At 61.4% G+C, this 17030-nt stretch carries 16 protein-coding genes; 8 read left to right on the top strand and 8 right to left on the bottom strand.

All coding sequences use genetic code 11. The annotated features are described in order from the left end of the window. Positions 1-52 precede the first annotated feature (52 nt). The gene (gene gpmI / locus HX805_RS26670) at positions 53-1579 is read left to right on the top strand and encodes a 2,3-bisphosphoglycerate-independent phosphoglycerate mutase (RefSeq protein ID WP_087693337.1); all 1527 of its coding nucleotides are present in this window, start codon (positions 53-55) and stop codon (positions 1577-1579) included. A 217-nt stretch (positions 1580-1796) separates the two neighbouring features. Here gpmI and HX805_RS26665 read toward each other — a convergent pair whose 3' ends face one another. Further along, positions 1797-2228, bottom strand: coding sequence for a PBECR2 nuclease fold domain-containing protein (locus tag HX805_RS26665; RefSeq protein ID WP_256344182.1), 432 nt, complete (start codon positions 2226-2228; stop codon positions 1797-1799). A 377-nt stretch (positions 2229-2605) separates the two neighbouring features. On the opposite strand from HX805_RS26665, the gene HX805_RS26660 reads away from it, so the two are divergent. The 4 genes from HX805_RS26660 to HX805_RS26645 all read left to right on the top strand — a co-directional run bounded on the left by HX805_RS26660 (position 2606) and on the right by HX805_RS26645 (position 7412). Continuing rightward, positions 2606-3910, top strand: a complete 1305-nt coding sequence (locus HX805_RS26660) for a murein hydrolase activator EnvC (RefSeq protein WP_003218021.1) — start codon at positions 2606-2608, stop codon at positions 3908-3910. Between the two features lie 31 nt (positions 3911-3941). Then, positions 3942-5249 (top strand): S41 family peptidase, encoded by a 1308-nt coding sequence (locus HX805_RS26655; protein WP_003218023.1) that lies wholly within the window; start codon positions 3942-3944, stop codon positions 5247-5249. A gap of 1 nt (position 5250) precedes the next feature. Beyond that, a complete protein-coding gene (locus HX805_RS26650) occupies positions 5251-6033 on the top strand; it encodes a divergent polysaccharide deacetylase family protein (RefSeq protein WP_008435686.1) in 783 nt (260 codons plus the stop codon). Positions 6034-6107: 74 nt separating this feature from the next. Further along, complete coding sequence (locus HX805_RS26645; protein ID WP_177117449.1) at positions 6108-7412, top strand: Vps62-related protein; 1305 nt, start codon at positions 6108-6110, stop codon at positions 7410-7412. Here HX805_RS26645 and HX805_RS26640 read toward each other — a convergent pair. The 7 genes from HX805_RS26640 to HX805_RS26610 all read right to left on the bottom strand — a co-directional run bounded on the left by HX805_RS26640 (position 7365) and on the right by HX805_RS26610 (position 13153). After that, a complete protein-coding gene (locus HX805_RS26640; RefSeq protein ID WP_003218028.1) occupies positions 7365-8123 on the bottom strand; it encodes an ABC transporter substrate-binding protein in 759 nt (252 codons plus the stop codon). The genes HX805_RS26645 and HX805_RS26640 overlap by 48 nt on opposite strands. Positions 8124-8189: 66 nt before the next feature. Beyond that, a complete protein-coding gene (gene hisF / locus HX805_RS26635) occupies positions 8190-8960 on the bottom strand; it encodes an imidazole glycerol phosphate synthase subunit HisF (RefSeq protein WP_003218030.1) in 771 nt (256 codons plus the stop codon). Positions 8961-8969: 9 nt separating this feature from the next. Beyond that, positions 8970-9707 carry a 1-(5-phosphoribosyl)-5-[(5-phosphoribosylamino)methylideneamino]imidazole-4-carboxamide isomerase gene (gene hisA, locus HX805_RS26630; RefSeq protein ID WP_003187784.1) on the bottom strand — a complete coding sequence of 246 codons (738 nt, stop codon included), beginning with the start codon at positions 9705-9707 and terminating at the stop codon, positions 8970-8972. A 39-nt stretch (positions 9708-9746) separates the two neighbouring features. Further along, positions 9747-10004: a DUF2164 domain-containing protein gene (locus tag HX805_RS26625; RefSeq protein WP_003218033.1), complete on the bottom strand. Its 258-nt coding sequence runs from the start codon at positions 10002-10004 to the stop codon at positions 9747-9749. Beyond that, positions 10004-10642: an imidazole glycerol phosphate synthase subunit HisH gene (gene hisH / locus HX805_RS26620; protein WP_003218034.1), complete on the bottom strand. Its 639-nt coding sequence runs from the start codon at positions 10640-10642 to the stop codon at positions 10004-10006. Before hisH ends, HX805_RS26625 begins: the two co-directional genes overlap by 1 nt. Further along, positions 10642-11235: an imidazoleglycerol-phosphate dehydratase HisB gene (gene hisB / locus HX805_RS26615; RefSeq protein WP_003218037.1), complete on the bottom strand. Its 594-nt coding sequence runs from the start codon at positions 11233-11235 to the stop codon at positions 10642-10644. Before hisB ends, hisH begins: the two co-directional genes overlap by 1 nt. Before the next feature lie 256 nt (positions 11236-11491). Further along, positions 11492-13153 carry an OFA family MFS transporter gene (locus HX805_RS26610; protein ID WP_003218039.1) on the bottom strand — a complete coding sequence of 554 codons (1662 nt, stop codon included), beginning with the start codon at positions 13151-13153 and terminating at the stop codon, positions 11492-11494. Positions 13154-13448: 295 nt separating this feature from the next. Here HX805_RS26610 and HX805_RS26605 point away from each other — a divergent pair, with 295 nt between their 5' ends. From HX805_RS26605 to HX805_RS26595, 3 genes are read left to right on the top strand one after another with little or no spacing between them, the layout of a single operon-like run. Further along, positions 13449-15665 (top strand): AsmA family protein, encoded by a 2217-nt coding sequence (locus tag HX805_RS26605; protein ID WP_177081416.1) that lies wholly within the window; start codon positions 13449-13451, stop codon positions 15663-15665. Further along, entirely contained in the window at positions 15662-16729 is a 1068-nt protein-coding gene (gene mutY / locus HX805_RS26600; protein WP_087693328.1) for an A/G-specific adenine glycosylase, read from the top strand. The genes HX805_RS26605 and mutY overlap by 4 nt, the downstream gene beginning before the upstream one ends. Continuing rightward, positions 16726-16998, top strand: coding sequence for an oxidative damage protection protein (locus tag HX805_RS26595; RefSeq protein WP_087693327.1), 273 nt, complete (start codon positions 16726-16728; stop codon positions 16996-16998). Before mutY ends, HX805_RS26595 begins: the two co-directional genes overlap by 4 nt. The last annotated feature ends 32 nt before the right edge of the window (positions 16999-17030 follow it).

The following is a 17030-nucleotide window of genomic DNA, read 5'->3' as shown; positions in this document are numbered from 1 at the left end:
ACTGCCACTCCCTTTTCTATTCCCTTCATTCATTACCGCCGCGAGAGGATCTATGACTACTACGCCTAAACCTTTGGTCCTGATAATTCTCGATGGCTTCGGACACAGTGAAAGCCACCACGACAACGCCGTGTACTCGGCCAGCAAGCCAGTACTGGACCGTCTGAGCGCTACCGTTCCGAACGGCCTGATCTCGGGCTCGGGCATGGATGTTGGCCTGCCGGACGGCCAAATGGGCAACTCGGAAGTCGGCCATATGAATCTCGGTGCCGGACGAGTGGTCTATCAAGACTTCACCCGCGTGACCAAAGCGATCCGCGACGGTGAGTTTTTCGAGAACCCAAACATCTGCGCGGCAGTGGATAAAGCGGTCAAGGCCGGCAAGGCCGTGCACTTCATGGGCCTGCTGTCGGACGGCGGCGTCCACAGCCACCAGGACCACCTGATCGCCATGGCCGAACTGGCCTTCAAGCGCGGCGCCGAGAAGATCTACCTGCACGCGTTCCTCGACGGCCGCGACACCCCGCCGAAAAGTGCCCAGTCCTCCATCGAACTGCTGGACGAAACCTTCAAGACCCTCGGCAAAGGCCGCATCGCCAGCCTGGTTGGCCGCTACTTCGCCATGGACCGCGACAACCGCTGGGACCGCGTGGCACAGGCCTACAACCTGATCGTCGACGGCCAGGCCGAATTCAACGCCGCCACCGCCCAGGAAGGCCTGGAGGCCGCCTACGCCCGTGGCGAGAGTGACGAGTTCGTCAAGGCCACCACCATCGGCGAACCGGTCAAGGTCGAAGATGGCGACGCCGTGGTGTTCATGAACTTCCGCGCCGACCGTGCCCGCGAGCTGAGCCACGTATTCGTCGATGCCGGCTTCAAGGACTTCGAGCGCGCCCGCCAGCCGAAAGTCGAATTCGTGATGCTGACCCAATACGCCGCCAACATCCCGGCCCCGTCGGCATTCGCCCCGGGCAGCCTGGAAAACGTGCTGGGGGATTACCTGGCGAAAAACGGCAAGACCCAACTGCGCATTGCCGAAACCGAGAAATACGCCCACGTGACCTTCTTCTTCTCCGGCGGTCGTGAAGAACCGTTCCCGGGTGAAGAACGCATCCTGATTCCGTCGCCGAAAGTCGCCACCTACGACCTGCAGCCGGAGATGAGTGCCCCGGAAGTCACGGACAAGATCGTCGACGCTATCGAACACCAGCGCTACGACGTGATCGTGGTCAACTACGCCAACGGTGACATGGTGGGCCACAGCGGCAACCTGGAAGCGGCGGTAAAAGCCGTGGAATGCCTGGACCTGTGCGTCGGCCGCATCGTCGACGCGCTGGACAAGGTGGGCGGCGAAGCGCTGATCACCGCTGACCACGGCAACTGCGAGCAAATGTCCGACGAATCCACCGGCCAGGCCCACACCGCCCACACCACTGAGCCGGTGCCATTCATCTACGTAGGCAAACGTGACTTTAAAGTACGTGATGGCGGCGTGCTGGCCGACGTGGCACCGACCATGTTGATGCTGATGGGGCTGGAGAAGCCGAAAGAGATGACTGGCACTTCGATTCTGGTCTGACACAGTTCAGGGGTTGCTCAAAACAGGCAGCCCGTCAATAATGGACTTGAGCGCGAAACCAGTTGCCTCCAGCGGCGATAACTGGCGTAGGAACCCCGCAGATGGCTGGATATCCGCGTAGGGTGAGACCTCCACACCCCTGCTTGAGGGTGTGTATATGAATATCAAGCAAGCACTACTTAGGGCAGTTCGAAAGAGCTGCCCTTTTCTTTGGGCGTCACAAAAGCTCGTAACGCTTGTAGAGCAACTCACCATGACGATGCTTGTTCAAGGCCTTGGCGTCTGTCTGCATGAAGTTCCACAGCACATTGCCAGCCTGAATATTGACCACCACCAGCATTTGCCTCCTGGATTCATAAGCCCCAATGAATGCTAAACGGGCGGAGCAATCGCTATAAGCAACACGCCATATTTCCAGAGGCCCCGTCAATGTGTCCAAGGCGAACCTGACATAACGCTCTCTGGCGTCCTGCCGCTTTTCAACAATGTGCTGCAGACAGCTACGCCTGATCGCTATTTGCCCCAAAGGCGAGGCAACTTCCACTTCCGAACAGCTCGAATGGGCAATGCCAAAATGCATTGCGACTATATCGATGGCCGCTTCGACGTCATTGCCGGCGGCCACTTCCTCAAGTGGACGCGCTCGCAAGGCCCGATCCAGACTACGAAGGTCGGGAAGCCCATAATCAAGCCACGTTTGCTGGCCTTTTGACTCGTGAATACAAGGCATTACTGACTATGCCGACCGTCGGATTAACAGGGCCGAAGAGTCTATTCCGAGCGCAAATGCACCGTCAGGGTGGAGCATTTCAAGGCATTTCGCGAAGCACACAAAACCACTGCAGAAGCACGACACGACGCTCTCTACCGCTCGTCGCCTTCAAAGGGCTATGGGACTTGCCCACAATTGCTTGCAGAATGCGGCCACTGGGCACCTAACTTGCCTGCCAAGCCGAATTGGGCGTTTTTTTTGCAGCGCTTGGCGGGCATACTAGGCCGTCCCTTTCCCTGGTGTCGCCCGCCTCTATGCTTCGCGCCTTGATTACCCTTGCTCTTGTCTGCCTGCTCCAACCGGCGTTTGCCGATGAGCGCGCACAAACCCAACAACAGTTGGACGCTACGCGTCAGGACATTACCGAGCTGAAGAAGCTGCTCGGCAAGCTCCAGGAAGAGAAGTCCGGCGTGCAGAAAGACCTGCGCGGCACGGAAACCGAGATGGGCAAGCTGGAGAAGCAGGTCCAGGAGCTACAAAAAGAACTAAAGAAGAGCGAGTCGGAACTGGAGCGACTCGACGCTGAGAAAAAAAAACTCCAGAGCGCCCGCGTTGAACAGCAACGCCTGATCGCGATCCAGGCCCGCGCCGCTTACCAGAACGGCCGCCAGGAATACCTCAAGCTGCTGCTCAACCAGCAGAACCCGGAAAAATTCGCCCGCACCCTTACCTATTACGACTACCTGAGCAAGGCCCGCCTGGAGCAACTGAAAAGCTTCAACGAGACCCTGCGCCAGTTGGCCAACGTCGAGCAGGAAATCGCCAACCAGCAGTCGCAGTTGCTCGACCAGAAAACCGCCCTCGACAGCCAGCGCGACGAACTGGACAAGGTCCGCAAGGAGCGCCAGCAGGCGCTGGCCAAGCTGAATGACGACGTGAAGGCCCGTGACGCCAAGCTCCAGGCCCGCGAGCAAGACCAGGCCGACCTGGGCAAAGTCCTGAAAACCATCGAGGAAACCCTGGCGCGCCAGGCCCGTGAGGCAGAGCAGGCGCGGCAAAAAGCGCTGCTGGCCCAGCAGGAAGCCGAAAAAAAGCGCGAGCGTGAAGCCGCCGAGGCAGTCGCCAGCGCCACTACCGACGCCCCGGCCCCGCGTAAACCGGCGCGTGCAGCACCTGGCCCGCTGGTTTCCAGCGCCGGCGAATCCTTCGGCGGACCTTTTGCTTCAGCTCGGGGCAAACTTCCATGGCCAGTTGATGGTCGATTACTGGCACGCTTTGGTGAAACCCGTGGCGATGACACCCGCGCCAAGTGGGACGGTGTGATGATCAGTGCCGGTGCCGGCACCCAGGTCCACGCTATCCACGGCGGCCGCGTGGTATTCGCCGATTGGCTGCGTGGCGCAGGTTTGTTGGTGATTCTTGACCACGGTAATGGCTATTTGAGCCTTTACGGCCACAATCAAACTTTGCTTAAAGCGGCAGGTGATGTTGTAAAAGCCGGTGAATCCATCTCCACTGTCGGTAACAGTGGTGGCCAGGACACCCCGGCGCTGTACTTCGCTATTCGTCAGCAGGGCCGCCCGAGCGACCCGGCACAATGGTGCCGTACCCAAGGATAAGGGTCGCATCTACATTAGGAGTTCGTTCGACATGCTGCATTTGTCCCGCCTCACATCGCTGGCCCTGACGATCGCTCTGGTGATCGGCGCGCCTTTGGCATTCGCCGACCAGACCGCCCAGTCGGCCACGGCCGCGACCACCAAGGCCCCGCTGCCGCTGGACGAGTTGCGCACCTTTGCCGAGGTCATGGACCGGATCAAGGCCGCTTATGTCGAACCTGTGGACGACAAGACCCTGCTGGAAAATGCCATCAAGGGCATGCTCAGCAACCTTGACCCGCACTCCGCCTACCTGGGCCCGGAAGATTTCGCCGAGCTGCAGGAGAGCACCAGTGGTGAATTCGGTGGCCTGGGCATTGAAGTCGGCGCCGACGACGGCAACATCAAGGTCGTTTCGCCGATCGATGACACCCCTGCGTCCAAGGCCGGCATCCAGGCCGGTGACTTTATCGTCAAGATCAACGGCCAGCCGACCCGCGGCCAGACCATGACCGAAGCCGTCGACAAGATGCGCGGCAAGATCGGCCAGAAAATCACCCTGACCCTGGTGCGCGACGGCGGCACGCCGTTCGACGTGACCCTGACCCGCGCCACCATCACGGTCAAGAGCGTGAAGAGCCAGCTGCTGGAGTCGGGCTACGGCTACATCCGTATCACCCAGTTCCAGGTCAAGACCGGCGACGAAGTGGCCAAGGCCCTCGCCAAGCTGCGCAAAGACAACGGCAAGAAACTCAGCGGCATCGTGCTCGACCTGCGCAACAACCCGGGCGGCGTGTTGCAGGCCGCTGTGGAGGTGGTCGACCACTTCATCACCAAGGGCCTGATCGTCTACACCAAGGGCCGTATCGCCAACTCCGAGCTGCGCTTCTCGGCCACCGGCAACGACCTCAGCGAAGGCGTGCCGATGGTTGTGCTGATCAACGGCGGCAGCGCCTCGGCTTCGGAAATCGTCGCCGGCGCCCTGCAAGACCAGAAACGCGGCGTGCTGATGGGCACCACCAGCTTCGGCAAAGGCTCGGTGCAAACCGTGCTGCCGCTGAACAACGAGCGTGCCTTGAAGATCACCACGGCGCTGTACTACACGCCGAACGGTCGCTCGATCCAGGCCCAGGGCATCGTGCCGGACATCGAAGTGCGCAAGGCCAAGATCACCAACGAAGCCGACAGCGAGTTCTACAAGGAAGCGGACCTGCAAGGCCACCTGGGCAATGGCAACGGCGGCGCCGACCAGCCGACCGGCAGCGGCTCGAAAGCCAAGCCGATGCCGCAGGACGACGATTATCAGTTGGCCCAGGCGCTGAGCCTGCTCAAGGGCCTGAGCATTACGCGCAGCCGTTGATATGCGCCGTGGACTGATCATCGCTTTGCTGTGCTGTCTGGCGGGTGTCGCCCAAGGCAACCCCGCCAGTGCAGCCCCCGCTGAACACAAAGCCTACCTGACCCTGATCATCGACGACCTCGGGCAAAACCTGCCCCGGGATCGTCGTGTGCTCGCCCTGCCCGGCCCGGTGACCACGGCGATCATGCCCGACACACCCCACGCCGCCGAATTCGCCCGCGAAGCCCACAAGGCCGGCAAGATCGTCATCCTGCACATGCCCATGGACCCGGCCACCGGCCCGTTCGCCTGGCACCCCGACCTGCCTATCGAAGAGCTGGGCAAACGCCTGGACGCGGCCTTCAAGGCAGTGCCCTACACCGCCGGCATCAACAACCACATGGGCAGCCGCATGACCGCCCAGCCGGAGGCCATGGCCTGGTTGATGGGTGAGCTGCAACGACGCCACAAGTTCTTCGTCGACAGCCGCACCAGCGCTAAAACCGTCGCCGCCGCCGAGGCGCAAAAGATTGGCCTGGCCAGCGTCTCGCGGGATGTGTTCCTCGACGACGAACGCACCGAAGCGGCCATCACCACCCAGCTGCAGACCGCGATCAAGCTGGCCCACAAACAGGGGTCGGCGGTGATGATCGGCCACCCTTATCCACAGACCCTGGCGGTACTCGAACGTGAGCTGCCCAAGCTCAAGGCCCAGGGCGTCGAGTGGATCGACATCAAGTTGATGATCAGCCTGCGCAGCAACCAGGCCATGGCCGGGCACGGAAAAAACGGCACTTACCGCTAGTGCTATATAGCTACCGCGCCTGACCGAGCGGACTCTTCGATAGTGCATCTTCGTATCCACTGGAGAGTCTGTAGATGAACTCACTGCAATACAAAGACCTGCTGATCAACTTCACCACCGAGTTCGTTCCTGTATGGAACGACAAAGGCACTCGCGCCGAGAAACCCGTGACCTTCTGGCGCCCGAGCACATCCTCCGACGCGCTGGGCAACTTCGTCCCGCTGGGTGATGTGGCGGTGGCGGGTTACCACAACATCAATCAACTGAACATCGTCGCTGTTGTCAGCGAAGTTGACCGGGAGAATGGCACCGCCTTGCGGCCCCCCGTCGACTTCGAGAGAGTCTGGGAACACTCGGGACCAAGGGCACGCGCCAATTTCTCAATCTGGCGGCCCACCGCTCCAGAAGGTTATGTGGCGATGGGGCTGGTCTGTGGCCTCGGTAACGACAAACCACCACGCAATACCATCCGCTGTGTCAGAGAAGACCTGGTGACTCAGGCCTATGTCGACCAATTGATCTGGAGCGACCAAGGCAGCGGCGCCCACCGGGACTTCAGCGCCTGGGGTGTCTCCCCGTCGCAAGCAGCTCCTGGCCAAGCCTACCTGGCACCGGGCACCTTTACCGGCGCCGAGGGCTATGCCAAGCCAACCAGGCAAAGCCCGGTGCACGCCCTGCGGCTGGACCTTGCGCTTCATTCCGAAGATTTGCCGCCACTTTCACCCGAAATGGCACCAGGACGCACGATGCCGGAGCAGGTAACAGCGGGCATTCATGTGTGCGAACTGCCCTGGTTTACCGTGAACGACCCGACCCTGACGCCCCTGGAAAAACTGCAAACGTGCCCGGTATATCGGTTGAAAAGAATCGACCAGTACAGCTTGGTGGCCAGCGGTCAAAACACCACGCCAGCAAGCCAAACCTTCAGTTGGGTATTCGCAAAAGGAGAGATCAGTGACTTCTCCATGGGCCTGCGCGCCTTGACCGGCGTCGATATAAAGGCTGCCTGGGCACCCCGGCATCCGTTGAGTATCAGTGCCAACCTCAATCGCGACTTCACGCATACGGGCTTGACCGCACAAGGCTGGGAACGGGAGGGCGTGGCGGATGTGATGGCTTACATCCCGGCGAATAAATCCATCGCTGCCTACCTGGTCAAAAGCCGATACGAGCTATTGCGGGCTGACGGCAGCCAGCTCGGGCCAACCCTGACCTATGCCAGCGGAGATAACGTCTACTTCAGCGAGCTGCTGCAACCTGAAGCGGCGGTTACTGCTGTTGAGGAGCCAGAGGAAGTACCAGCAGCGGTGCCCGAGCCCACAGAAAACAACCTAGAGATAACGCCCCATGATTTCATCGACGACACCCTCCTGCCGTAACTGATCGAGGGCCGCCTGGAGTTTCGCCACTACGTCATCCGGCACGTTTTTGTTCAGCGCCAGATACAGCTCCGCGCTGTTGAAACGCAACACAGTCTTGAGCCCGGTCACCCCGACCTGGCGTGCCAGATAACGGCCCGCCGGGTCCCCGGTGGCCCACAGGTCGATCTGGCCATCCACCAGCTTTTTCGCGTTGTCCTGATCCCGCAACACGATCACCGGCTTGAGCCCCTGCTTCTCCAGGCTCTCGGCGATGGCGTCGCCCTTGTAGGCGCCGATCTTGTAGCGCCGCGCCTGCTCAAGGTCGCTCAGCTGGATCTTGCTGTCAGCCTTGGCCAGCAGCACCCAATCGTCCGGGCCGATGGGGCCGACCCATTTGAACAGCGCCTCACGGTCCGGCAAGCGCGCCATCACGAACACGCCGTAACCGGGTTTTTCCAGGGCGAGTTTGTAGATCCGGTCCCAAGGGAACCGCAGGGTCAGGTTGTAGGAAATACCCGCACGCTGGAACGTCTCGCGGACGATGTCCACGGCAATGCCTTCGATGTTCTCTTCCTTGGCGAAGTTCTTGCCGTTTTTTGCCATGTTGTACGGCGGGAAGTTTTCCGTCAGCAACACCAGGGAAGCGCCATCGGACGGTTCATCAGCGTAAGCCGAACCCGTCAGCAGAACGGTGGTACTGGCGAGGGCGAGCAGCAGGTCTTTGAACATGAAAGTTACCGGAATCCATGGCAAGCCCAGAGAGTGCCGCGAGCCTGCCATGGTGTCCAGTGACGTTTAGCGTACGACGATACCGCGCGCCGCCATGTAGGCCTTGGCCTCAGGCACGGTGTATTCGCCAAAGTGGAAAATACTCGCCGCCAGCACTGCGCTGGCGTGGCCTTCGATCACGCCGTCGGCCAGGTGCTGCAGGTTGCCGACGCCGCCGGAAGCAATCACCGGGATGCCCAGTGCGTCGCTGATGGCGCGGGTCACGCCCAGGTCGAAGCCGTTTTTCATGCCGTCCTGGTCCATGCTGGTCAGCAGGATTTCACCGGCACCCAGGGCTTCCATCTTCATCGCCCACTGCACGGCATCCAGCCCGGTCGGCTTGCGCCCGCCGTGGGTGAAGATCTCCCAGCGCGGGGTTTCGCCCGGGCCGGAGACTTTCTTGGCGTCGATGGCGACGACGATGCATTGAGAGCCGAAGTGCTGCGCAGCTTCGCCGACAAATTCCGGGTTGAACACCGCCGCGGTGTTGATCGAAACCTTGTCCGCGCCGGCATTCAGCAGGTTGCGAATGTCCTGCACGGTACGCACGCCACCACCCACGGTCAGCGGGATAAACACCTGGCTGGCCATGCGCTCCACGGTATGCAGCGTGGTGTCGCGACCATCGACGCTGGCGGTGATGTCGAGAAAAGTAATCTCGTCGGCACCCTGTTCGTCGTAGCGACGGGCGATTTCCACCGGGTCGCCGGCGTCACGGATGTTCTCGAACTTGACGCCCTTGACCACGCGACCGTTGTCGACGTCCAGGCAAGGGATGATGCGTTTGGCCAGCGCCATGGTCAGTCCTCAGCCGTTGTAGGCGTCGCAGTAAGCCTGGGCTTCAGCGACGTCCAGGGTGCCTTCATAGATCGCCCGGCCGGTGATCGCGCCGATGATCCCCGGCGCCTTCGCGTCCAGCAGCGACTTGATGTCGCCGAGGTTGTGGATACCGCCGGACGCGATCACCGGGATCTTGGTGGCGGCGGCCAGCGCAGCGGTGAACGGTACGTTGCAGCCCTGCATCATGCCGTCTTTGGCGATGTCGGTATAAACGATGGCGGAGACGCCGTCGGCTTCAAACTGCTTGGCGAGGTCGATCACCTGGACGGTGCTGATCTCGGCCCAGCCGTCGGTGGCGACGAAACCGTCCTTGGCGTCCAGGCCCACGATCACCTTACCCGGGAACGCGCGGCAGGCTTCGGCGACGAAGGCCGGGTCTTTCACGGCCTTGGTGCCGATGATCACGTAGCTCACGCCCGCTTTCACGTAGTGCTCGATGGTTTCCAGGGAGCGGATACCGCCGCCGATCTGGATCGGCAGGTTCGGGTAGCGCTTGGCGATCGCCGTGACGACTTCACCGTTGACCGGCTGGCCTTCGAACGCACCGTTCAAGTCCACCAGATGCAGACGACGGCAACCGCCTTCCACCCACTTGGCAGCCATGCTCACCGGGTCATCGGAGAACACCGTGGAATCTTCCATGCGGCCCTGGCGCAGACGTACGCAGGCGCCGTCCTTGAGATCGATAGCGGGAATAATCAGCATCTGGCAAACCTTATTCGATATTCAGCGTTGCTCGGGAAATCAGGGTTTCTCGAGCGCCCACAAGTCGCTTTCGATGCTTTCGAACCTTTCTTTAAGGTGCGTCTGCACATCGAAAATCGCCCTGTTGTAATAGTGCGGAGCAATTTCAGTGGTGAACAGTTCGAGGATTTCTGCAACCTCGAACGAGCCGAGCTTGAGCTCGAAGCGGTCTTCCATGAAACGCTTGATCTTGTCGGTGGCCTCACTCTCCTGCTGGGGAGTGAGGTTCAAGATCGGCGGCTTGACCTTCTTGGCCATTACCAGCGCCCGTCCCACGCGGCGAAGTTCTGCAGCAATTGCAGGCCATGGGTATGGCTCTTCTCCGGGTGGAATTGCACGGCAAAGCGCGAACCGTCGGCCAGGGCCGCGGCGAAGTCGACGCCATAGTGCCCGCCACCCACCACCTGGCGCGGGTTACCGGCGGCGATGTAATAGCTGTGCACGAAATAGAAACGCGCCAGGTCCGGCACTTCGTGCCACAACGGGTGATCCACGGTCTGGCGCACTTCGTTCCAGCCCATGTGCGGTACCTTCAGGTGCTCGCCGTCTTCGTGCAGGTCCTTGCCGAAAAACTTCACCTGGCCCGGAAACAGACCGATGCAGTCGACGCCGTCGTTCTCTTCACTGCTGTCGAGCAAGGCTTGCATGCCCACGCAGATGCCGAGGAACGGCCGGTCCTGGCTGACTTCACGCACCAGGCTGTCGAAGCCCAGGCGGCGAATCTCGGCCATGCAGTCGCGAATCGCGCCAACTCCCGGGAACACTACCCGGTCGGCTTCGCGAATCACGTCGGCATCGCTGGTGATCAGCACCTTGCCGGCACCTACGTGCTCGAGGGCCTTGGCCACCGAGTGCAGGTTACCCATGCCGTAGTCGATAACCGCGACCGTCTGCATTACAGGACGCCCTTGGTCGACGGCATTTGCCCGGCCATGCGGTCATCCAGCTCCACGGCCATGCGCAGGGCACGGCCGAAAGCCTTGAACACGGTCTCGATCTGGTGGTGGGTGTTGGTGCCACGCAGGTTGTCGATGTGCAGGCTGACCAGGGCGTGGTTGACGAAACCCTGGAAGAATTCCTGGAACAGGTCGACGTCGAAGCCGCCCACGGTGGCGCGGGTGTACGGCACGTGCATCTGCAGGCCCGGGCGGCCGGAGAAGTCGATGACCACACGCGACAGCGCTTCATCCAGCGGGACATAGGCGTGGCCGTAGCGACGGATGCCTTTCTTGTCGCCGATGGCTTTGGCAAATGCCTGGCCCAACGTGATACCGACGTCTTCCACCGTGTGGTGGTCGTCGATATGCAGGTCGCCCTTGCTGACGATATCCAGGTCGATCAGCCCGTGACGGGCGATCTGGTCCAGCATGTGCTCAAGAAAAGGTACACCGATATCAAATCGGGCCTTTCCGGTGCCATCCAGGTTGATCGAGGCTTTGATCTGGGTTTCCAGAGTGTCGCGCTCGACGGACGCCTTACGTTCGGCCATCACCAGCTCCGCAAAATCATTGGGCGAAAAAGGCAGCCATTATAGGGGCGCGGGCGCTAAACAGAAACATCGGAGGGGATAAGACTGATGGAGTGTCGGGGATAGACATGTCAGTACAAGTGTGGGAGCAGCTTTGTGTGTGAGCGGGCTTGCTCGCGAAGGCGGTGGGTCAGCCAATACATGTGCTGACTGATCCATCGCATTCGCGAGCAAGCCCGCTCCCACACAAGCCCGCTCCCACAAGGGTTACGCGGTGTTAGTGGAACAGTACCGCAGTTTTCTGCAGGGTGACCCACACGCCCCACGCCAACGGAATGCCCACCGCCAGCCAGGCGGCAACCGCCAATGGCACGCTGCCGGAGGAGGCTTTCCACTCCAGCACGGTGCTGGAATCGGCGCCCTTGTCATGGCCCAGCGCCTGCTCGGCAGCCAGTTCGGCGTCGGTCATGAAGTACTTGTCTGCCACCGGCCGTACCAGCAGGTTGCAGATAAAGCCCAGCACCAGCAGGCCGGCGAGGATGTACAAGGTGATGTCGTAGGCGGCAGCGCGTTCAACGCCGATGCTCAACTGATACTCACGCAGGTAGTTCACCAGCACCGGACCCAGTACGCCCGCCGCTGCCCAAGCGGTCAGCAGGCGACCGTGGATCGCACCCACCATTTGCGTACCGAACAGGTCCGCCAGGTAAGCCGGCACCGTCGCAAAACCACCGCCGTACATCGACAGGATGATGCAGAACGCCGCCACGAACAGCGCGACGTTACCCAGGTGACCCAGGTTCGGGATCAGCGCGTACAGGGCAAAGCCCAATGCGAAGAACACGAAGTAGGTGTTTTTACGGCCCAGGTAGTCGGAGAACGATGCCCAGAAGAACCGGCCACCGATGTTGAACAGGCTCAACAGACCGGTAAAGCCGGCTGCGATGGCCGCGATGGAAGCCAGTTGGCCGGCATCCAGTTGGCCAAATGCCAGGCCGTTACCCAGCAACTTGCCGCCGAACACTTCCTGCAGCAGCGGCGAAGCCATGCCGAGGATGCCGATGCCGGCAGACACGTTCAGGCACAGCACCAGCCACACCAGGCGGAATTGCGGGGTTTTCCAGGCCACGTTCACGTGCACGTGACGGTGGGTGATCATCGCGTTGCTGGCTTTTTTCGCCGGGGCAGTCCAGCCCTCAGGCTTCCAGCCGGTAGGCGGAACACGGTAGGACAAGGCGCCGCCGATCATGAACACGAAGTAGATCACGGCCATGACCACGAAGCTCTGCCACACGCCAACGCTGGTCGGCGAGGCAAAGTGGCCCATCAAGGCGGCTGCCAGTGGGGCACCCACCATCGCGCCGCCGCCGAAGCCCATGATCGCCATGCCGGTGGCCATGCCGCGCTTGTCCGGGAACCACTTGATCAGGGTCGAGACCGGCGAGATATAGCCCAGGCCCAGGCCGATACCACCAATGACCCCGGAGCCGATCCACATCAGCCAAATCTGGTGGGTATAGATCCCCAGCGCGGAGATCAGCAAGCCGCCACACCAGCACAAGGCCGAAACGACACCAGCCTTGCGTGGCCCGGCGTGTTCCAGCCAGCCGCCCCAGATCGCTGCGGAGCAGCCGAGGAAGATGAAGAACAGGGTGTAGATCCAGCCCAGCATGGAGATGGGCCAGTCGCATTGCGACGAGAAGACCTGGCTGATGAAGCTCATGTCCGGCGCGCAGGCGACTGGTGCGGTGATCCCCAGCGCCTTGGACAACGGCAGCCAGAACACCGAAAAACCGTAGGCCATGCCGATACACAGGTGGATCGCCAGGGCGGCCGGTGGTACCAGCCAACGGTTGAACCCGGGCTTGGCGATAATGCGTTCCTTGGACAGGAACGCAGGCTGTGCAGCAGTATTACCCGCCGCAGTGCTAGTGCTCATTGGTGTTTCCCCCAGTTATTAGTATGTGTCCGTCGGGCGCTCTCTCCCTCGGCCTTACACGCAAGGCGTGGCCGTTTTGTTGAGTAAAGCTCCTTTTAAACGCGACGTTTAGTCGCAGACGGCAGACGAACATGCGCAGATTAGCATCTGTGGATGACAGAAAAACCAAACTGATATCACCTTTCTGGAGTTATCTGATTTGTTTGACGCCATGTAACGATCCCTAAACAGCCATAGGGCTACGAGCGTTATACTCTTCGGCTAAATTTTAAAATCGACATACAAGGACTCGCCCATGAAAGCGTTCGGCAAAATCCTGGGTCTGGTACTTCTCGGGCTGTTGCTGATCATTGTGGCTCTAGGCTTTGCCCTGACCCATCTCTTCGATCCCAACGACTACAAAGACGAGATTCGCCAGATTGCCCGCGACAAGGCCCACATCGAGCTGACGCTCAATGGCGACATCGGCTGGAGCCTGTTCCCCTGGCTCGGTCTTGAATTGCACGAGGCCAGCGTTGCGACCCTGACCAATCCGAGCCAACCGTTTGCCGACCTGCAGATGCTCGGCCTGTCGGTGCGCGTGCTGCCGCTGCTGCGCCGTGAAGTGCAGATGAGCGATGTACGTGTCGAAGGCCTGAACCTGCGCCTGAACAAAGACGTGCATGGCCACGGCAACTGGGAAGACATCGGCAAGAATGTGCCGGACCCGGCTACCGCCGCCACCACGCCTGCCGTGGCTGAAGCGACCACACCGCCCAAGCCTGAAAAGCCGCCGCAGCCGATCCGCCTGGACATCGACAGCCTGACCATCAACAACGCCCGCGTCGAATACAACGACGAGCAGACCGGCAAGCAGTTCAGCGCCGAAAGCATCCAGCTGAGTGCCGGCGCCGTGCACGAAGGTGCAAGCATCCCGGTCAAACTCACCGCGTTCTTCGGCACCAACCAGCCGCTGATGCGCGTCAAGACCGAGGTCAACGGCAACCTGCGCATTCAGCGCGCCCTCAAGCGCTACCAGTTCGAAGACATGAAGGTCACTGGTGAAGCCACCGGCGAGCCGCTGCAAGGCAAGACCGTGACCTTTTCGACCCAGGGCCAATTGCTGGTGGACCAGTCTGCGAATATCGCCGAATGGACCGGCATGAAGTTGTCGCTGAACCAACTGCGCGCCCTGGGCGAGCTGAAGGTCAACGACCTGGACAAGACTCCACAGTTCAGCGGCGCCCTGTCGATTGCCCAGTTTGACCTGGCCAAGTTCCTCGACAGCGTCGGCAACCCGCTGCCACCGATGGCCGCCGGCAGCCTGAGCAAGGTCGAACTGGTCAGCCGCCTCAAGGGCACGCCGACCAGCCTGGCGCTTGAAGACCTCAACCTGAAACTCGACGACAGCACCTTCACCGGTCGCGTGGCCGTGGATGATTTCGCCAGGCAATCCCTGCGGGTGCAGCTCAAGGCCGATACGTTCAACGCCGACAACTACCTGCCGGCCAAGTCCGAAGCCGCCAAGGGCGCCGCGGCCGCACGCCAGGCTGAAGTGCAGAACAGCGAAGCCGGCGCCATGGCGGCCGGTGGCACCACACCGTTGCCGGACGCCCCGACCAAAGCCGCGTGGAGTACCGACAAGCTGCTGCCGCTGACCCGCCTGCGCACCCTGGACGTAAACGCCGACCTGTCCTTTGGCCAACTGACCCTGAGCAAGCTGCCGATCCAGAATGCCGCCCTGAAAGCCTCCGGCCTCGATGGCCAGCTCAAGCTCGATACCTTGAGCGGCGGCCTCTACAACGGCACCTTCCAGGCCAACGGCAACCTAGACGTGCGCCAGGACATCCCGCTGCTGGCGCTGCAAACCCGCATCAAGCAGGTACCGGTCGAACGCATCCTGCAAGCCCAGGGGCAGAACCCGCCGGTGAAGGGCCAGCTCACCCTCGACAGCAACCTCAACGGCCGCGGCAATAGCCAGAAAGCCCTGATCGACAGCCTCAACGGTACCGCCAGCTTCGCGATCAACAACGGCGTGCTGCTCAACGCCAACATCGAGCAACAGCTGTGCACCGGCATCGCCCTGCTCAACCGCAAGACCCTCAGCGGCGACCAGCGCGGCAAGGACACCCCGTTCCAGGAACTCAAGGGCAACCTGATCTTCCGCAATGGTGTGGCCAGCAACCCCGACCTGAAAGTGCGCATCCCGGGCCTGACCGTCAACGGCGACGGTGACGTCGACCTGCGCGTGCTGGGCATGGACTACCGCGTCGGCATTATCGTCGAAGGCGACCAGCGCGACGTGCCGGACCCGGCTTGCCAGGTGGGCTCCAACTTCCAGAACATCGAAGTCCCGCTGCGCTGCCGTGGCCCGCTGGAACTGGGCGCCAAGGCCTGCCGCCTGGACAAGGACGGCTTGAGCCAGGTCGCCATCAAGGCGGCAGGCAACAAGCTCGGCGAGAAGCTTGAACAGAAGCTCGACAAGGTCAATCCACAGCTGAAAGACGCGCTTAAAGGCCTGTTCAAACGATGAGAAACGAGCAGTTTTCAACGGCGGTGCTCGACTGGTACGACCGCCACGGTCGCCATGACCTGCCCTGGCAACAGGGCATCACGCCTTACCGGGTGTGGGTCTCGGAGATCATGTTGCAGCAGACCCAGGTCAGCACCGTGCTGAACTACTTCGACCGGTTCATGGCGTCCTTGCCAACGGTCGAAGCCCTGGCTGCCGCGCCGGAAGACGAAGTGCTGCACCTGTGGACCGGGCTGGGTTACTACACCCGGGCGCGCAACCTGCAAAAGACCGCGAAGATCGTCGTTGCCGAATATGGCGGCGAGTTTCCCCGTGACGTCGAAAAACTCACCGAACTGCCCGGCATTGGCCTGTCCACCGCGGGTGCGATTGCCAGCCTGAGCATGGGCCTGCGAGCGCCGATCCTCGATGGCAACGTCAAGCGCGTGCTGGCGCGCTTTACCGCGCAAGAGGGCTACCCTGGCGAGCCAAAGGTCGCCAAACAGCTGTGGGCCACCGCAGAGCGCTTTACGCCCCATGACCGCGTCAACGCCTACACCCAGGCCATGATGGACATGGGCGCCACCCTCTGCACCCGCAGCAAGCCCAGTTGCCTGCTGTGCCCGCTGGAAAAGGGCTGCGAAGCGCACCTGCTCGGTCTGGAAACCCGCTACCCGATCCCCAAGCCACGCAAGACCGTGCCCCAGAAGCGCACGCTGATGCCGTTGCTGGCCAATGACGAGGGCGCGATCCTGCTTTACCGTCGCCCTTCCACGGGCCTGTGGGGCGGTTTGTGGAGCCTGCCGGAGCTGGATGACCTGGCCGACCTGGAACACCTGGCCAACCAGCACTCGCTGGCGCTGGGCAAACACCAGGAGCTGCCGAGCCTGATCCACACCTTCAGCCACTTCCAACTGGCTATCGAACCCTGGCTGGTCCAGGTCCAGGAGTCTGCCCATCACGTGGCCGAGGCTGACTGGCTCTGGTATAACCTCGCCACCCCGCCGCGCCTGGGCCTTGCCGCCCCGGTGAAAAAACTGCTGAAGCGCGCGGCTGAAGTATTGAACGCAGGAGTTCCGTCATGACCCGCACCATCATCTGCCGCAAGTACCACGAAGAACTGCCCGCCCTGGAGCGCGCCCCGTTCCCTGGCGCCAAGGGCCAGGACATTTTCGACAACGTCTCCGCCAAGGCCTGGGCTGACTGGCAAAAGCACCAGACCCTGTTGATCAACGAAAAGCGCCTGAACATGATGAACGCCGAAGACCGCAAATACCTGCAGGGCGAGATGGACAAGTACTTTTCCGGCGAGGATTACGCCAAGGCCGACGGCTACGTGCCACCTGCTGAATAATTGATCAAATTTGGGGGTTGGCCCGTAAGCGA

Origin of the sequence: Pseudomonas sp. G5001, assembly GCF_013385475.1 — a bacterium.
Lineage (GTDB): Bacteria > Pseudomonadota > Gammaproteobacteria > Pseudomonadales > Pseudomonadaceae > Aquipseudomonas.
This window is presented reverse-complemented; position numbering and strand designations above follow the sequence as displayed.